Source organism: Streptomyces sp. G-G2, from assembly GCF_030063135.1.
Taxonomy (GTDB): Bacteria; Actinomycetota; Actinomycetes; order Streptomycetales; family Streptomycetaceae; genus Streptomyces.
Genome location: NZ_JASISO010000012.1, coordinates 129,800 through 145,377, shown reverse-complemented (window position 1 = coordinate 145,377; position 15,578 = coordinate 129,800). Strand labels below are relative to the sequence as shown.

Annotated in this window: 15 protein-coding genes; 4 read left to right on the top strand and 11 right to left on the bottom strand. The window is 71.6% G+C overall.

Annotation, left to right across the window (positions count from 1 at the left end):
* Window positions 1-20 precede the first annotated feature (20 nt).
* Window positions 21-734, top strand: a complete 714-nt coding sequence (locus tag QMF80_RS12760) for a lysophospholipid acyltransferase family protein (RefSeq protein ID WP_283452616.1) — start codon at window positions 21-23, stop codon at window positions 732-734.
* Window positions 735-791: 57 nt separating this feature from the next.
* On the opposite strand, the gene QMF80_RS12755 is transcribed toward QMF80_RS12760, so the two are convergent.
* The 3 genes from QMF80_RS12755 to QMF80_RS12745 all read right to left on the bottom strand — a co-directional run bounded on the left by QMF80_RS12755 (window position 792) and on the right by QMF80_RS12745 (window position 4,536).
* Entirely contained in the window at window positions 792-2,288 is a 1,497-nt protein-coding gene (locus QMF80_RS12755) for a membrane-associated oxidoreductase (RefSeq protein WP_283452614.1), read from the bottom strand.
* A gap of 152 nt (window positions 2,289-2,440) precedes the next feature.
* On the bottom strand, window positions 2,441-3,988 hold the full coding sequence (locus tag QMF80_RS12750) for an MFS transporter (protein ID WP_283452612.1): 1,548 nt from the start codon (window positions 3,986-3,988) through the stop codon (window positions 2,441-2,443).
* Window positions 3,985-4,536: a TetR/AcrR family transcriptional regulator gene (locus QMF80_RS12745; RefSeq protein WP_283452611.1), complete on the bottom strand. Its 552-nt coding sequence runs from the start codon at window positions 4,534-4,536 to the stop codon at window positions 3,985-3,987. Before QMF80_RS12745 ends, QMF80_RS12750 begins: the two co-directional genes overlap by 4 nt.
* 65 nt (window positions 4,537-4,601) lie before the next feature.
* On the opposite strand from QMF80_RS12745, the gene QMF80_RS12740 reads away from it, so the two are divergent.
* Window positions 4,602-5,126 (top strand): HAD domain-containing protein, encoded by a 525-nt coding sequence (locus QMF80_RS12740; RefSeq protein WP_283452610.1) that lies wholly within the window; start codon window positions 4,602-4,604, stop codon window positions 5,124-5,126.
* Window positions 5,127-5,342: 216 nt separating this feature from the next.
* Here QMF80_RS12740 and argH read toward each other — a convergent pair whose 3' ends face one another.
* Together argH and QMF80_RS12730 are read right to left on the bottom strand one after the other, a co-directional pair.
* Entirely contained in the window at window positions 5,343-6,770 is a 1,428-nt protein-coding gene (gene argH, locus QMF80_RS12735) for an argininosuccinate lyase (protein ID WP_283452608.1), read from the bottom strand.
* Between the two features lie 106 nt (window positions 6,771-6,876).
* The gene (locus tag QMF80_RS12730; protein ID WP_283452607.1) at window positions 6,877-8,070 is read right to left on the bottom strand and encodes an argininosuccinate synthase; all 1,194 of its coding nucleotides are present in this window, start codon (window positions 8,068-8,070) and stop codon (window positions 6,877-6,879) included.
* A 394-nt stretch (window positions 8,071-8,464) separates the two neighbouring features.
* Here QMF80_RS12730 and QMF80_RS12725 point away from each other — a divergent pair, with 394 nt between their 5' ends.
* Complete coding sequence (locus tag QMF80_RS12725) at window positions 8,465-9,046, top strand: pyridoxamine 5'-phosphate oxidase family protein (RefSeq protein WP_283452606.1); 582 nt, start codon at window positions 8,465-8,467, stop codon at window positions 9,044-9,046.
* 3 nt (window positions 9,047-9,049) lie between these two features.
* Window positions 9,050-9,739: a L,D-transpeptidase family protein gene (locus tag QMF80_RS12720; RefSeq protein WP_502962828.1), complete on the top strand. Its 690-nt coding sequence runs from the start codon at window positions 9,050-9,052 to the stop codon at window positions 9,737-9,739.
* Window positions 9,740-9,763: 24 nt separating this feature from the next.
* Here the strand turns inward: QMF80_RS12720 and QMF80_RS12715 are convergent, their stop codons facing one another.
* The 6 genes from QMF80_RS12715 to argC are packed head-to-tail and all read right to left on the bottom strand — an operon-like array spanning window position 9,764 to window position 15,444.
* Entirely contained in the window at window positions 9,764-10,570 is an 807-nt protein-coding gene (locus QMF80_RS12715; protein ID WP_283452604.1) for a hypothetical protein, read from the bottom strand.
* 16 nt (window positions 10,571-10,586) lie between these two features.
* The gene (locus QMF80_RS12710) at window positions 10,587-11,123 is read right to left on the bottom strand and encodes an arginine repressor (protein WP_283452602.1); all 537 of its coding nucleotides are present in this window, start codon (window positions 11,121-11,123) and stop codon (window positions 10,587-10,589) included.
* A gap of 7 nt (window positions 11,124-11,130) precedes the next feature.
* Complete coding sequence (locus tag QMF80_RS12705) at window positions 11,131-12,348, bottom strand: acetylornithine transaminase (protein WP_283452600.1); 1,218 nt, start codon at window positions 12,346-12,348, stop codon at window positions 11,131-11,133.
* The gene (gene argB / locus QMF80_RS12700) at window positions 12,345-13,265 is read right to left on the bottom strand and encodes an acetylglutamate kinase (RefSeq protein ID WP_283452599.1); all 921 of its coding nucleotides are present in this window, start codon (window positions 13,263-13,265) and stop codon (window positions 12,345-12,347) included. The genes QMF80_RS12705 and argB overlap by 4 nt, the downstream gene beginning before the upstream one ends.
* A complete protein-coding gene (argJ, locus tag QMF80_RS12695; RefSeq protein WP_283452596.1) occupies window positions 13,262-14,419 on the bottom strand; it encodes a bifunctional glutamate N-acetyltransferase/amino-acid acetyltransferase ArgJ in 1,158 nt (385 codons plus the stop codon). Before argJ ends, argB begins: the two co-directional genes overlap by 4 nt.
* The gene (gene argC, locus QMF80_RS12690; protein ID WP_283452594.1) at window positions 14,416-15,444 is read right to left on the bottom strand and encodes an N-acetyl-gamma-glutamyl-phosphate reductase; all 1,029 of its coding nucleotides are present in this window, start codon (window positions 15,442-15,444) and stop codon (window positions 14,416-14,418) included. The genes argJ and argC overlap by 4 nt, the downstream gene beginning before the upstream one ends.
* Window positions 15,445-15,578: the final 134 nt, after the last annotated feature.

Genomic DNA, 15,578 nt, shown 5'->3' with positions numbered 1-15,578 from the left:
CGTCCTCACCTGCACTGAGCATGCGCGGTGCTGAAGACGCATTCGATGCCGGAGGGCCCACGTTGTCCCGTATTGCGCTCATCAAAGCCACTGTCGGACCGGTCATGCGGATGATGTTCCGCACCCGTGTCGAGGGCGCCGAGAACATTCCGGGTACCGGGCCGGTCATCCTCGCGGGCAACCACCTGACCTTCATCGATTCGATGATCCTGCCCCTGGTGTGCGACCGCCAGGTGCACTTCATCGGCAAGGACGAGTACGTCACGGGCAAGGGCCTCAAGGGCCGCGCCATGGCCTGGTTCTTCACCGGCTCCGGCATGGTCCCGGTGGACCGCGACGGCGCCAACGGCGGCGTCGCCGCCTTGATGACCGGTCGACGGATCCTCGAAGAGGGCAAGATCTTCGGCATCTACCCGGAGGGCACCCGCTCCCCCGACGGCAGGCTCTACCGCGGCCGCACCGGCATCGCCCGGCTGACCCTGATGACCGGCGCCCCCGTGGTCCCGTTCGCGATGATCGGCACCGACAAGCTCCAGCCCGGCGGCAAGGGCATGCCCCGCCCGGGCCGGGTCACCGTGCGCTTCGGCGAGCCGATGGAGTTCTCCCGCTACGAGGGCATGAACCGCGACCGCTACATGCTGCGCGCGGTCACCGACTCCGTGATGACCGAGGTCATGCGGCTCTCGGGCCAGGAGTACGTCGACATGTACGCGACCAAGGCCAAGGCCGCCTGAGCCTGCGGGACGCACGGGGCCTGCGGGACGCACGGGTCCAACGGGGCCTACCTGCCGCTACTGCCTGCTCAGGGAGCGGCTTACACCCGCCGCGGTGGTCGTCGCGAGCACCCAGCCGGTCACGATCAGCACGTACGACAGCCACTGGTACCACCCGCGCGGCCCGAAGGCCTCCTCCTGGCCGAAGCCGATGATCGGCAGCATCAGGTCGAGGGTGTAGAAGACCGGGTTGAACTCGGGGGCCTCGCCCGCCTTGAGCGGTGCCGGTGGCCGCAGGCCGTAGGCGAGGGCCCCGGTGCACAGCAGCGCCGCCAGCCAGCCCGCCGCGCGCAGCGGCCGGAAGCCGTAGCCGACGGTCACGTCCTGGAGCAGCCCCCACAGGCGGGCGTGCCGGGGCAGGGTCAGCCGGTGGCGGCGCAGTTTCGCGAGCTGCACGGTGCGGGCCGCCGCCTCGTCGCCCGCGGCGCGGTAGGAGGCGGCGAGCTGCTCGTAGGCGTGGGGCAGGTACCCGGCCTCGTCCCGGTCCAGCACGGGCAGCCGCTGTTCGGCGGGCAGGTGCGGGCGCAGCGACCGGTAGGTCAGCCCGTCGAGGCGGACCTGCTCGGGCCAGCCACCGGGCTCCACGTGGAGCAGGTCGAACTGGGAGCGCCGCAGGTTCACATCGCCCTGGACGGTCTCGCAGGCGCGCAGCCAGACCTCGCCGATCACGCAGCTGGAGGCGCGCAGGGCGGTTCCGCCGGGGTTGACCAAACGGGCCCGGGCCAGGTCCAGTTGGCGTGGTATCCGGGCGCCGGAGAGGTTGACCCGGCCCTCGGCGCGCAGGCCGCGGGCGCGGACGTCGGTGCCGACGGAGAGGGTTTCGGCGTGCAGGGCGTCGCCGCCGGGGTTGAGCAGCCGGGCGTCGTCCAGGTTGATCTGGCCGCCGACGGTGGCTCCGTTGACGCGGGTCTGTCCGTAGACGGTGAGGCCGGTGGCGATGACGTCGGTGCCGATGTCGGCGTGGTTGAACCGGAGCGGGGGTTCCGCGGCCTCGACGGCCGCGGCGGGATCCGTACCGGGGGCGGGCGGGGTCCCGATGACGGCGCCGCCGAGGAAGAGACCGCCCGCGACGCGGGCTCCGGCGAGCCGGACGGGTCCGCTGATCCGGCAGCAGGACAGCCGCAGGACCACGTCGACGCTGACGGTGGAGGCGGTGAGCCCGGGCAGGGCCGAGTCGCTCAGGACGAGCGCCCGCAACTGGGCGCCGTACAGAAGGGGTGCACGTTCGAACCAGCAGCCGCGGAGCCGGATGGCGTGCTCGACGACGGCGTACTTCAGGTTCAGCTTGCCGGTGACCCGGACACCTTTGAGGTTGAGTCCGGCGACCTGGCCCTCGGCCGGGGAGCCGCTCAGCAGCAGGGCGGTGAGCACGTCGGCCCGTACCGTCCGCTGCGGACCCCAGCCCGCGCCGTCGACGGCCCGCTCGTCCGGGCCTTCGCTGAAGTCGACGCGTTCACCGCGCGGGAAGGCGTCCCACACACGGCGTTCGGCCGGGGTCAGTTCGGTGATCTCCATCGCGGGGATGGTGTCCCGCGGGCCGACGCGCTGTCAACCACGGTCGGGACAGCACCCGTTGGGACATCACCCGGGGCGCGGAAGGGGACACCGGCGGGGACCGGGCGGGGACACCGCCCGCGCGGACATCACCCGTCGGGGACCGGGCGGGGTCAGTGCTCGATGCCGTCCTGGAGTTCCTGGCCCTTGAGCAGGAACCACGCCGCGGCGGCGGTGGCGAGGAGGACGGCCGCGCCGACGCCCGCGGCGAGCCGCAGCCCGTCGACGAAGGCCTCCTGGGCGGCGCCCACCATCACCTGCGCGGTGTGCGGGTCCAGGGACCTGGCCGCGTCGACGGCCCCGCCGAGCGATTCGTGCGCGGCGTCGGCGAGCGGTCCGGGGACGGAGGCGGGCGCGGTGAAGCTCTGATAGACGCCGGTGACGATGGAGCCGAGCAGGGCGATGCCGAGGGCCGCGCCGAGTTCGTACGCCGTCTCGGACACGGCGGAGGCCGAACCGGCCTGCTCCTTCGGCACGCTGGAGAGGATCACGTCCGCGGTGACGGTGAAGGAGAAGCCGGCGCCGAGGCCGACGACGAGCAGGGCCGCGCCGAGCAGCGGGTAGCCGGTCTCCTTGCTGATGACGGTGAGGACGCCCAGCGCCAGTCCGATCGCGGCGAGACCGCCGGTCACGATGACGCGTACGGAGTACTTGCGCGCGAACCGGCCCGCGAGCAGGCCGGTGACCACCGCGCCGACGGCGGCGGGCAGTTCGGCCAGGCCCGCCTCCAGCGGTTCGCGGCCCTGGACGAGCTGGAGGAACTGGGAGAGGAAGAAGACCAGTCCGGAGAGCCCGAAGACGGTGAGCAGGTCGGCGAGGACCGCGCCGGAGAAGCCGCGGTGCTTGAACAGCTTCATGTCGAGCAGCGGGGCGGTCAGGGTGTGCTGGCGGCGTACGAAGGCGTAGAGCATCGCGGCGCCGAGGAGCGCGGCCGTCCAGACCTCCCAGGACAGTCCGTGGGTGGCGACCTGCTTGACGGCGTAGACGATGCCGATGATGCCGAAGAGGGAGAGGGCGACGCTCAGGAGGTCCCAGGGGCCCGAGACCGGGTTCTTCGACTCGGGCAGGAGCTTGATTCCGACGACGACCAGAATGATCATGACGGGAAGGTTGATGAGGAAGACCGAGCCCCACCAGAAGTGCTGGAGGAGGGCTCCGCCGACCACCGGGCCGACGGCCGCGCCGGCCGAGGCGGTCGCGCCCCAGATGCCGATGGCGAGGCTGCGCTCCTTGGGGTCGTGGAAGATGTTGCGGATCAGGGCGAGGGTGGAGGGCATCAGGGTGGCGCCCGCGACACCGAGCAGCGCCCGGGCCAGGATCATCAGCGCGGGGCTGGTCGCGTAGGCGTTCAGCACCGAGACGGCGCCGAAGGCCGTGGCGCCCATCAGCAGCAGTTTCTTGCGGCCGATGCGGTCACCGAGGGAGCCCATGGAGACGAGCAGACCGGCGATGACGAAGGAGTAGACGTCGCCGATCCACAGCAGCTGGGTGCCGGACGGCTTGAGGTCCTCACTCAGGGCGGGGGTGGCGAGACCGAGTACGGTGGCATCGACCGCGACCAGCAGGACGGCCAGCACGAGCACGGAGAGCGCGATCCAGCGCCCGGGGCTCCTGCCGTCCTCCGTCCCCTCGCGCTTGCGCAGCTCTTCGGTACGGCTCATTTCTCCACACTCCGTCGTGCGCCACCGAGCAGCAACTCGGTGATCATGTACTGAAAGTCCTTGGCGGCCACCCGGCCGTCCATCACGGCCCAGGCGCAGGTGCCGATGAGGCCGTAGAGGGCCTCGGTGAGCCAGGCGGGGCTCAGGTCGATCCGGATGTCGCCCTCCTGCTGGCCGCGCCGGAAGAGCCCGGAGACCCGGGCGTCGAGCCGGGCCCAGCCCTCGTTGATCTGATCGCCCTCGAACAGCTGGTTCTCGGTGACGAGGAAGGCCAGCAGCAGGGCGTTCGGCTCGGCCTCGGCGACCAGGCGCCCCAGGGCCTCGACCGCGCTCCCCTCGTCGAGGCGGGCGTTGTCGAAGGCGACCTCGAACGCGTGGATGCCGAGTTCCTCCAGGGCCCGTACGAGGGCGTCGCGCCCGGCGAAGTGCCGGTGCAGGGTCGCGCGGCCGATGCCCGCCGCGCGGGCGACCTCGTCCATCGTCGCGGTCGATTTGCGGGAGAGCAGGGCCGCCGCGTCGCGCAGCACCTGGTCACGATCCATGGCCATGAGACAACCATAGCCCGAATGAGACGTTCACGTCTCATTTTTATCGCCCATAGGAAGATCGAGACATGACGAAACCGCTCCTGCTGATCGACGTGGACGGCCCGCTGAACCCGTACGCCGCCCAGCGCCAGCGCCGCCCGGAGGGCTACACCACCCACCGGATGCGCCCCACCGGCTGGACGGAGGCCGAGAGCCGCAGACCCCTGCGGGTCTGGCTGAACCACGGCCACGGCGAGCGGCTGCTCGCGCTGGCGCGGACGTACGAACTGGTCTGGGCGACCACCTGGAAGGACGAGGCCAACGACTGGATAGGCCCGCACCTGGGCCTGCCGAGGCTGCCCTTCATCGACTGGCCCCAGAGGCACGGGCACGCGCCGCGCGGGACCTTCTGGAAGACGCAGTACGTCCTGGAATACGCCGCGGACCGGCCCTTCGCCTGGATCGACGACGACATCACGCCGAGGGACCGCGATTACGTCGACGAGCTCCACCCCGCGCACGCCCTGCTGCTCCGCGTGGACGAGCGGATCGGCCTGGTCCGGGCCGACTTCGAGCGACTGGGCGCATGGGCGGATGGATGCGGAAGGTGATTCGATCACCACTACCCGTGTTCGACGACGGCGACCCCGGGCCGGGCAACTCGTCCATCCCCATCCGGGTCAGCAAGGCGGGTCCGAACCAGATCTTCGTGCGCACGGCCACACCGTCCGCCGGCGGCAGCCGCGCCGTCGACGACGACCGGTCGTTCTCGATCACGACCATCTGCCGAGCCCGGACGGCCGCCGACCACCCCCGCGGGCCGTGCGTCAGTTCTTGTGGTTCGCCCAGGCGTGCTGGATCACCAGGTCCGCCTTCAGCTCATTGAGCTGGACGGCGACCGCGCTCGGCGCGGTGCCGCCGCGGCCGTTGCGCGAGGCCAGGGCGCCGGGCACGTTGAGGACCGTACGCACCTCGGGGGTCAGGTGCTCGGAGATCTTCGCGAACTGCTCGTCCGTCAGCTCGTCCAGCTCGATGCCGAGCCCTTCGCACTCCTTGACGCACTCGCCCGCGACCTCGTGGGCCACCCGGAACGGCACGCCCTGACGGACCAGCCACTCCGCGATGTCGGTGGCGAGCGAGAACCCGGCCGGAGCCAGCTCCTCCATCCGCGCCCGGTTGACCGTCAGGGTCGCCATCATGCCGGTGAAGGCGGGCAGCAGGACCTCAAGGGTGTCGCACGAGTCGAAGACCGGCTCCTTGTCCTCCTGGAGGTCCCGGTTGTAGGCCAGCGGCAGCGCCTTGAGCGTGGCCATCAGACCCGTCAGGTTGCCGATCATCCGGCCCGACTTGCCGCGCGCCAGCTCCGCGATGTCCGGGTTCTTCTTCTGCGGCATGATCGAGGAGCCGGTGGAGAACGCGTCGTGCAGGGTGACGAAGGAGAACTCCTTCGTGTTCCAGATGATGATCTCCTCGGCGATCCGGGAGAGGTTGATCCCGATCATCGCCGTGATGAAGGCGAACTCGGCGACGAAGTCCCGCGAGGCCGTGCCGTCGATGGAGTTGCCGACCGAGCCCCGCTCGAAACCGAGGTCGGCGGCGACCTGCTCCGGGTCCAGGCCGAGCGAGGAGCCCGCGAGGGCGCCCGAGCCGTACGGGGAGACCGCGGTCCGGGTGTCCCACTGCCGCAGCCGCTCCGCGTCCCGGGACAGCGACTGCACGTGCGCCAGCATGTGGTGCGCGAACAGCACCGGCTGCGCGTGCTGGAGGTGGGTCCGGCCGGGCATCGCCACGTCGGCGTGCGTCTCGGCGAGGCCCACCAGGGCGTCCTGGAGGTCGGCGACGAGCGATCCGATGATCCGCGCGTGGTCGCGCAGGTACATCCGGAAGAGGGTGGCGACCTGGTCGTTGCGCGAGCGGCCCGCCCGCAGCTTGCCGCCGAGGTCCGGGCCGAGCAGTTCCAGCAGACCGCGCTCCAGGGCGGTGTGCACGTCCTCGTCGGCGATGGTGCCCACCAGGGCGCCCGACTCGACGTCGGCGGCGAGCTGGTCCAGTCCCTGCGCCATGCGCTGGAGTTCGTCGGCCGTGAGCAGGCCCGCCTTGTGCAGGACGCGGGCGTGGGCGCGCGAACCGGCGATGTCGTAGGGCGCGAGACGCCAGTCGAAGTGGACCGACGCGGACAGCTTCGCGAGGGCCTCGGCAGGCCCGTCGGCGAACCGGCCGCCCCAGAGCCGGACGTCACCGTTGTTGCTGCTCACAGCTACTGCTCCTCAAGAGGTGGGTGTACGACGGCCTCCCCGTCGCGGAGGTGCCGGGGAGGCCGTCAAAGCACTGCGCGTACCGCGTACGCGTAACGACTGGACCTCAGGCGAGGTCGCGGCGCGCGGCGATCTTCGAGGACAGGCCGAAGATCTCGATGAAGCCCTGGGCCTTGGACTGGTCGAAGGTGTCGCCCGAGTCGTAGGTCGCGAGGTTGAAGTCGTACAGCGACTCCTCGGACTTTCGGCCGGTGACCACGGCGCGGCCCGCGTGCAGGGTCATCCGGATGTCACCGGTGACGTGCTGGTTGGCCTCGTTGATGAAGCCGTCCAGGGCGCGCTTGAGCGGGGAGAACCACAGGCCGTCGTAGACCATCTCGCCCCAGCGCTGCTCGACCTGCCGCTTGTACCGGGCCAGCTCGCGCTCGACGGTGACGTTCTCCAGCTCTTGGTGGGCGGTGATCAGCGCGATCGCGCCCGGCGCCTCGTAGACCTCACGGGACTTGATGCCCACGAGCCGGTCCTCGACGATGTCGATCCGGCCGACGCCCTGGGCGCCCGCCCGCTCGTTGAGCTGCTGGATGGCCTGGAGCACGGAGACGGGCTTGCCGTCGATGGCGACCGGGACGCCCTCCTTGAAGGAGATGACGACCTCGTCGGCCTCCCGCGGGACGGCCGGGTTCGAGGTGTACTCGTAGATGTCCTCGATCGGCGCGTTCCAGATGTCCTCCAGGAAACCCGTCTCGACCGCGCGCCCGAAGACGTTCTGGTCGATGGAGTACGGGGACTTCTTGGTGGTCGCGATCGGCAGATCGGCCTTCTCGGCGAAGGCGATCGCCTTGTCGCGGGTCATCGCGTAGTCACGGACCGGGGCGATGCACTTGAGGTCGGGGCCTAGGGCGGCGATACCGGCCTCGAAACGGACCTGGTCGTTGCCCTTGCCGGTGCAGCCGTGGGCGACGATCGACGCGTTGTGCTTCTTGGCGGCGGCGACCAGGTGCTTGACGATGGTCGGCCGCGAGAGCGCGGAGACCAGCGGGTAGCGGTCCATGTAGAGGGCGTTGGCCTTGATCGCCGGGAGGCAGTACTCGTCGGCGAACTCGTCCCTGGCGTCCGCGACCTCGGCCTCGACGGCGCCGCAGGCGAGCGCGCGCTTGCGGATGACGTCCAGGTCCTCGCCGCCCTGGCCGACGTCCACGGCGACGGCGATGACCTCGGCGCCCGTCTCCTCGGCGATCCAGCCGATGGCGACGGAGGTGTCCAGGCCGCCCGAGTAGGCGAGTACGACGCGCTCGGTCACGGGTTTCTCCTTACATGGTGCATCTGACGACAGGCATAACTATGCACTACTCCGTATGTTTCGTCAACGAGCCCGGAAATCCGAGCCCCCACCCGGCTCCGCCGCCTAGGGTCGGGGCCATGAGCAGCGGGAGACCCCACCGTCGGTGGGACAAGAAGGCGGGCGGTGGGGCCGCCACCCCTGATCGCCGTCCGCCGCGCGGACGGGATCCACCGGCGGCGGTCGTGCGCGAGGTGCGCCTCGCGCCACCGGACCTGCCCCCCCGCCCGCGACCCGGAGGTCGGCGCCCTGCTGGAGCGCTGTACCGGGCTCTTCGGCGACCACGTCTCGCGCCGGATGCGTTCACACCTCGGACTACCCGTCCGCGCATCGGCCACGGAAGGATACTGACGGCATGGCGACTACGCACGAACACATAGACGGCAGGCTGCGCGCGTTCATCGAGGCCCAGCCGATGTTCTTCACGGCGACCGCGCCGCTGTCCGGCGACGGTCACGTCAACCTCTCCCCCAAGGGCCGGGTGGGCACCCTCGTCGTCATCGACGAGCACACCCTCGCCTACCTGGACTTCGGCGGCAGCGGCGCCGAGACCATCGCCCACGTCCGGGAGAACGGCCGCATCACCCTGATGTGGTGCTCCTTCTCCGGGGCGCCCAACATTGTCCGGGTGCACGGCGAGGGCGAGGCGGTATTCCGCGACGACCCCCGCTGGGGCGAGCTGATCGCCCTGTTCGGCGACGCCGACGGGCCCTCCGCCCGGGCCGTGATCGTCGTGCGGACCCGCCGGATCACCGACGTGTGCGGGTACGCCGTCCCCTTCATGGAGTACCAGGGCGAGCGCACCCTGCACGCGGAGTACTTCGGCCGCAAGAGCGACGAGGAGTTCGCGGAGTACTGCGCGAAGAAGGAATTCATCGGGACCAGCCTGGACGGCCTGCCCGCACTGCCGTTGCCCCTGCCTGCGCGTACGGTCTGACATGTGCTGCGAACCGCCGTCGCCCTCGGCTCACTGATCGTCACTTCCCTGCTGCTGCCCGGCGAGGCGCCACTGCCCGACCGGCTCGCCGACACCGGCGGCGGCAGTCAGCTGATCACCGCCGTCGCGCCCGCGCCGGGTGCCACCACCGGACGGGTGACCTGGTGGGAGCGGCGGGCGGGGCGGTGGACGGCGATGGGCGGCGCGCCCGCCCGGTTCGGCGCGAACGGGCTCACCGAGGGTGCCACCCGGGTCCAGGGCACCAACACGACGCCCACCGGCCTGTACGACCTGCCGTACGCCTTCGGCATCCGGCCCGCGCCGACGGGCACGGCGTACGGGTACCGATCGGTCCGGGAGGGGTCCTGGTGGTGCCAGGACAACTCCTCGGGCGCCTACAACCGCTGGGCGGAGCCGCTGCCCGCCGACTGCGCGCCCGGCGAGGCCGAGCACCTGGTGGACTACCCGGAGCAGTACGCGTACGCCCTGGTCATCGGCTTCAACTACGACCGGCCGGTGCACGGGCGCGGCGCCGGGATCTTCCTGCACGTCAACGGCAAGGGCGCCACGGCGGGTTGCGTCTCGGTGCCCGAGGAGTCGATGCGGGCGATCCTGCGCTGGGCCAGGCCGGAGCGACGCCCGCACATCGCGGTGGGCACGGAGTCGGGGCCGCTCGACGTGACCCGCTACTGACCGGCGGCAGGCCTCGGACGGCCCTCAGAACGCGCCGCCGCTGTCCACCCAGGTGTCGAACTCCACGGGGCTCGGCTCCCGGTGGTCGATCCGGGCCAGCAGCCCCGGGTCCAGGGCGGCGACGTCCGGGTGCGGGGGCAGCGCGGCGCAGTACGCGCGGAACGGGTCGCGCCGCTTCGGCCACACCCGCACCATGACCATGGCCGCGAGCAGCGCCCCGCAGGCGCCGACCGCCACGGCGAGGACGAACGTACCCATCAGCACGATGCCCCGCAGGGTGTCCGGCCGCGACAGCACCACCAGTTGGAAGCTGTACCAGGCGACCACCGCCATGATCAGCAGTATCGCGAGGTCGGCGAGCCGGTCCCGGACCCGGACCTCGGCCAGCCGGGGGTACTTCGCGTCCTCGACGGCGAGGAAGGCCTCGCGGGCCGCGTTCAGTGCCTGGTCACCGGACAGCTCGGCCACAGCGGTGGGCCGGGCCCGGCGGATCAGCGTGGCCAGGACGGCGGCGGGCAGCGGGTGCACCGGCGTCGGGCCGGGCTCCGGCCCCTGGTGCGGGCCCCCGGGGGCCAGGGTCAGCAGGCCCCGTTCGTCGATCTCCACGGAGCCGTCGAGCAGCAACCGGGCGACGGCGGGGCGGTGCGTGTCCGCACCGCGTCCCGCCACGGCCACCGCGTGGTACGGATCGGGCGGGGCGGTGGCCAGCAGTGCGGCGGCGGCCCGGTCTGCCCGGTCCCGTACCCGCCAGAGCACTCCGAGCACGGCGTAACAGGCAAGGGCGACGGCAGCGGCCTCGAACACCGCTGCCCAGAGGGGGTGGTGGCTCATTCCCCCAGGGTCGCCCTCAGCCCTCCTTCTGCGCCAGACGCAGGAGGTGATCGGCGAGCGCCTGGCCGCCCACCGGGTCACGGCTGATCAGCATCAGGGTGTCGTCGCCCGCGATCGTGCCGAGGATGGCCCGGAGTTCGGCCTGGTCGATCGCCGAGGCGAGGAACTGGGCCGCGCCCGGCGGGGTGCGCAGGACCACGAGGTTCGCGGAGGCCTCCGCCGAGATCAGCAGCTCACCGGAGAGGCGCCGCATGCGCTCCTCCTTCGCCGACTCGCCCAGCGGGGCCTGCGGGGTGCGGAATCCGCCCTCGCTCGGCACCGCGTAGATCAGCTCGCCGTTGGTGTTGCGGATCTTCACCGCGCCCAGCTCGTCGAGGTCCCGGGAGAGCGTCGCCTGGGTGACGCTCAGCCCGTCGTCGGCGAGCAGTTTGGCCAGCTGGCTCTGCGAGCGGACCGGCTGCCGGTTGAGGATGTCCACGATCCGGCGGTGGCGGGCGGTTCGGGTCTGCGGAACGGACTGGCCGCTCTGCTCGTGTTCCTGCGCCTGGCTCATCGTCGTCTCATTCTCCGGATCCGTCCCCGTGGGCCGCGTCGAGGATGCCGGGCAGGGCCCGGACGAACGCGTCCGCCTCGGCCTCGGTCAGTACGAACGGCGGCATCAGCCGTACGACGTCGGGGGCGGGCGCGTTGACCAGGAAGCCGGCATCCTGAGCCGCCTTCTGCACCTTCGGTGCGAGGGGCTCGGTCAGCACGATACCCAGCAGGAGGCCGGCGCCGCGGACGTGGGAGACCAGCGGGTGGCCGTTCCCGCCTCCGGCGCTCTCGATTCCGGAGCGCAGCCGCTCGCCGCGCTCCTTGACCTGGCCGAGGAGGCCGTCGGCGGCGATGGTGTCGATCACCGCGAGGCCGGCGGCGCAGGCGACCGGGTTCCCGCCGAAGGTGGTGCCGTGCTGGCCGGGCTGGAGCAGGTCGGCGGCCGGCCCGAAGGCGGCGAGCGCGCCGATCGGCAGACCGCCGCCCAGACCCTTCGCGAGCGTGACGAGGTCGGGTTCGACCCCGTCGTGCGCCTGGTGCTCGAACCACTGGCCGCAGCGGCCGATGCCGGTCTGCACCTCGTCGAGGGCGAGCAGCGTTCCGGTGGCGCGGGTGATCTCGCGGGCGGCGGTGAGGTAACCGGCCGGGGGGACGACCACGCCGTTCTCGCCCTGGATCGGCTCGATCAGGACGAGGGCGGTGTCCTCCGTGACCGCGGCGCGCAGGGCCGCCACGTCGCCGTAGGGCACGTGCGTGACGTCACCGGGCAGCGGCAGGAAGGGAGTCTGCTTGGCGGGCTGGCCGGTGAGGGCGAGGGCACCCATGGTGCGGCCGTGGAAGCCGCCGGTGGTGGCGACCATGTGCGTACGCCCGGTCAGCCGCCCGACCTTGAAGGCCGCCTCGACCGCTTCGGCGCCGGAGTTGCAGAAGAAAATCTTGCCGGGGCGGCCGAAGAGCTGGAGCAGCCGTTCGCCGAGCGCGAGGACGGGCTCGGAGGCGTAGAGGTTGGAGACGTGGCCGAGCGAGGCGATCTGGGTGGAGACGGCCTCGACGATCGCCGGGTGGGCGTGGCCGAGGGCGTTGACCGCGATGCCGCCGACGAAGTCGGTGTACTGGCGGCCGTCGGCGTCCCAGACCTGGGCGCCCTCGCCGCGCACGAGCGCGAGCGCGGGGGTGCCGTAGTTGTTGGTGAGCGACGCCTGCCAGCGGGCTCCGTACTCCTGGTTTCCGTTGCTCCCGGTCACCGGGGCTCCCCTCCCTGTACGTCGGGCACGACCATCGTGCCGATGCCCTCGTCCGTGAAGATCTCCAGCAGGATCGAGTGCTGGACCCGCCCGTCGATCACCCGGGCGGTACTCACGCCGCCGCGGACGGCGTGCAGGCAGCCCTCCATCTTGGGGACCATGCCGCTGGACAGCTCGGGCAACAGCTTCTCCAGCTCGCTGACGGTGAGCCGGCTGATGACCTCGTCGCTGTTCGGCCAGTCCGCGTACAGGCCCTCGACGTCCGTGAGGACCATCAGGGTCTCGGCGCCGAGGGCGGCGGCCAGCGCGGCGGCCGCGGTGTCGGCGTTCACGTTGTAGACGTGCGCGTCGTCGGCGCTGCGCGCGATGGAGGAGATGACCGGGATCCGGCCGTCCGCCAGGAGCGCCTCGATCGCCCCGGTGTCGATGGCGGTGATCTCGCCGACCCGGCCGATGTCGACGCGTTCCCCGTCGATCTCGGGCCGGTGCTGGACGGCGGTGATGGTGTGGGCGTCCTCGCCGGTCATGCCGACGGCGAGCGGCCCGTGCTGGTTGAGCAGCCCGACCAGTTCGCGCTGGACCTGCCCGGCGAGGACCATCCGTACGATGTCCATCGCTTCGGGGGTGGTGACGCGCAGGCCCGCCTTGAACTCGCTGACCAGGCCCTGCTTGTCGAGCTGGGCGTTGATCTGCGGACCGCCGCCGTGCACGACGACGGGCCGCAGGCCCGCCTGGCGCAGGAAGACCACGTCCTGGGCGAAGGCGGCCTTCAGGTCCTCGTCGATCATGGCGTTGCCGCCGAACTTGATGACGACGATCTTGCCGTTGTGGCGGGTCAGCCAGGGCAGCGCCTCGATGAGGATCTCGGCCTTGGGGAGCGCGGTGTGCTTGCGGGCACTGCCGACGGAGCCGCTCATGAGGAGTACGCGCTGTTCTCGTGGACGTACTCGGCGGTCAGGTCGTTGGCCCAGATGACCGCCGACTCGCCGCCGGTGGCCAGGTCGGCGGTGATGCGGACCTCACGGTCCTTCATCGAGACCAGGTCGCGGTCCTCGCCGACGGAGCCGTTCTTGCAGACCCAGACGCCGTTGATGGCGACGTTCAGCCGGTCCGGGTCGAAGGCGGCCCTGGTGGTGCCGATCGCGGAGAGCACCCGGCCCCAGTTGGGGTCCTCGCCGTGGATGGCGCACTTGAGCAGGTTGTTCCGGGCGATGGACCGGCCCACCTCGACGGCGTCGTCCTCGCTGGCCGCGTTCACCACCTCGATCCGGATGTCCTTGCTCGCGCCCTCGGCGTCGCCGATGAGCTGGCGGGCGAGGTCGTCGCAGACGGTCCGCACGGCCTCGGCGAACTCCGCGTACACCGGGACCTCGCCACAGGCGCCGGAGGCGAGCAGCAGCACCGTGTCGTTGGTGGACATGCAGCCGTCGGAGTCGACCCGGTCGAAGGTGGTGCGGGTCGCGTCCCGCAGCGCCTGGTCCAGGGTTGCGCTGTCGACGTCGGCGTCGGTGGTGAGGACGACGAGCATGGTGGCGAGGCCCGGGGCGAGCATGCCCGCGCCCTTGGCCATGCCGCCGACGGTCCAGCCGGACCGGGAGACGGTGGCCGTCTTGTGCACGGTGTCGGTGGTCTTGATGGCGATGGCGGCGGCCTCGCCGCCGTCGGTGGTGAGCGCCCCGGCGGCGGTCTCGATGCCGGGCAGCAGCTTGTCCATGGGCAGGAGCACGCCGATCAGACCGGTGGAGGCCACCGCGATCTCCCCGGCGTTGTGCGCGCCGCCGAGGACGGTGGCGACCTTCTCGGCGGTGGCGTGGGTGTCCTGGAAGCCCCTGGGCCCGGTACACGCGTTGGCGCCGCCGGAGTTGAGGACCACGGCGCTGACGGTGCCTCCCCGCAGCACCTGCTCGGACCAGTGGACGGGGGCGGCCTTGACGCGATTGGAGGTGAAGACGCCCGCCGCGGCCAGGCGGGGGCCGTGGTTGACCACGAGGGCCAGGTCCGGGTTGCCGTTCGCCTTGATTCCGGCGGCGATGCCCGCCGCGGTGAATCCCTGTGCTGCCGTGACGCTCACGGTGCGACTCCGATCGTGGAAAGACCCAGGCACTCAGCGAGGCCGAGGGCGATGTTCATGCTCTGCACCGCGCCACCGGCGGTGCCCTTGGTCAGGTTGTCGATGGCGCTGATCGCGATGATCCGCTGCGCGGCGGCGTCGTACGCGACCTGGATCTGAACGGCGTTGGAACCGTAGACGGACGCGGTGGCGGGCCACCGCCCCTCGGGGAGCAGGTGCACGAACGGCTCGTCCGCGTACGCCTTCTCGTAGGCCGCGCGCACCGATGCGGCGGTGGTGCCCGGTACCGCCTTGGCGGAACAGGTGGCCAGGATGCCGCGGGGCATCGGCGCGAGGGTCGGGGTGAAGGACACGGTGACCCGGGTACCGGCGACGGGCGAGAGGTTCTGGACCATCTCGGGGGTGTGCCGGTGGCCGCCGCCCACGCCGTACGGGCTCATGGAACCCATCACCTCGGAGCCCAGCAGGTGCGGCTTGAGCGCCTTGCCCGCGCCGGAGGTGCCGGTGGCGGCGACGATCACGGCCTCGGGCTCGGCCAGCCTGTCCTGGTAGGCCGGGAAGAGGGCCAGGGAGACGGCGGTCGGATAGCAGCCGGGCACCGCGACGCGCTTGGACCCCGCCAGCGCGGAGCGGGCCCCGGGCAGTTCGGGGAGGCCGTAGGGCCAGGTCCCGGCGTGCGGGGCGCCGTAGAAGGCGTCCCAGTCGGCGGCGGACCGCAGCCGGTGGTCGGCGCCCATGTCGATGACGAGTACGTCCTCGCCGAGCTGGGCGGCGACGGCGGCCGACTGTCCGTGCGGCAGGGCGAGGAAGACGACGTCGTGCCCGGCGAGGGCCTCGGGGGTGGTCGCCTCCAGCGTGCGCCCGGCCAGTGGCACGAGGTGCGGCTGGAGCGGTCCGAGGAGCTGACCGGCGTTGGAGTGGCCGGTCAGGGCGCCGATCTCCACCTCGGGGTGCGCCAGGAGCAGGCGCAGCAGTTCCCCGCCCGCGTACCCGCTCGCTCCGGCCACCGCTACACGAACCACCATCGGACCCTCCTCGTCGATGGCATGACTATACGTAACAATGCACGTTTATGCAAAGGTCGCTCGGCCTCCCGGGGGTCGTCACGGGGGGCGGGACAGGGCCAGGAGGCGGTCCGGGCCCAGAAATGACGAAAGGC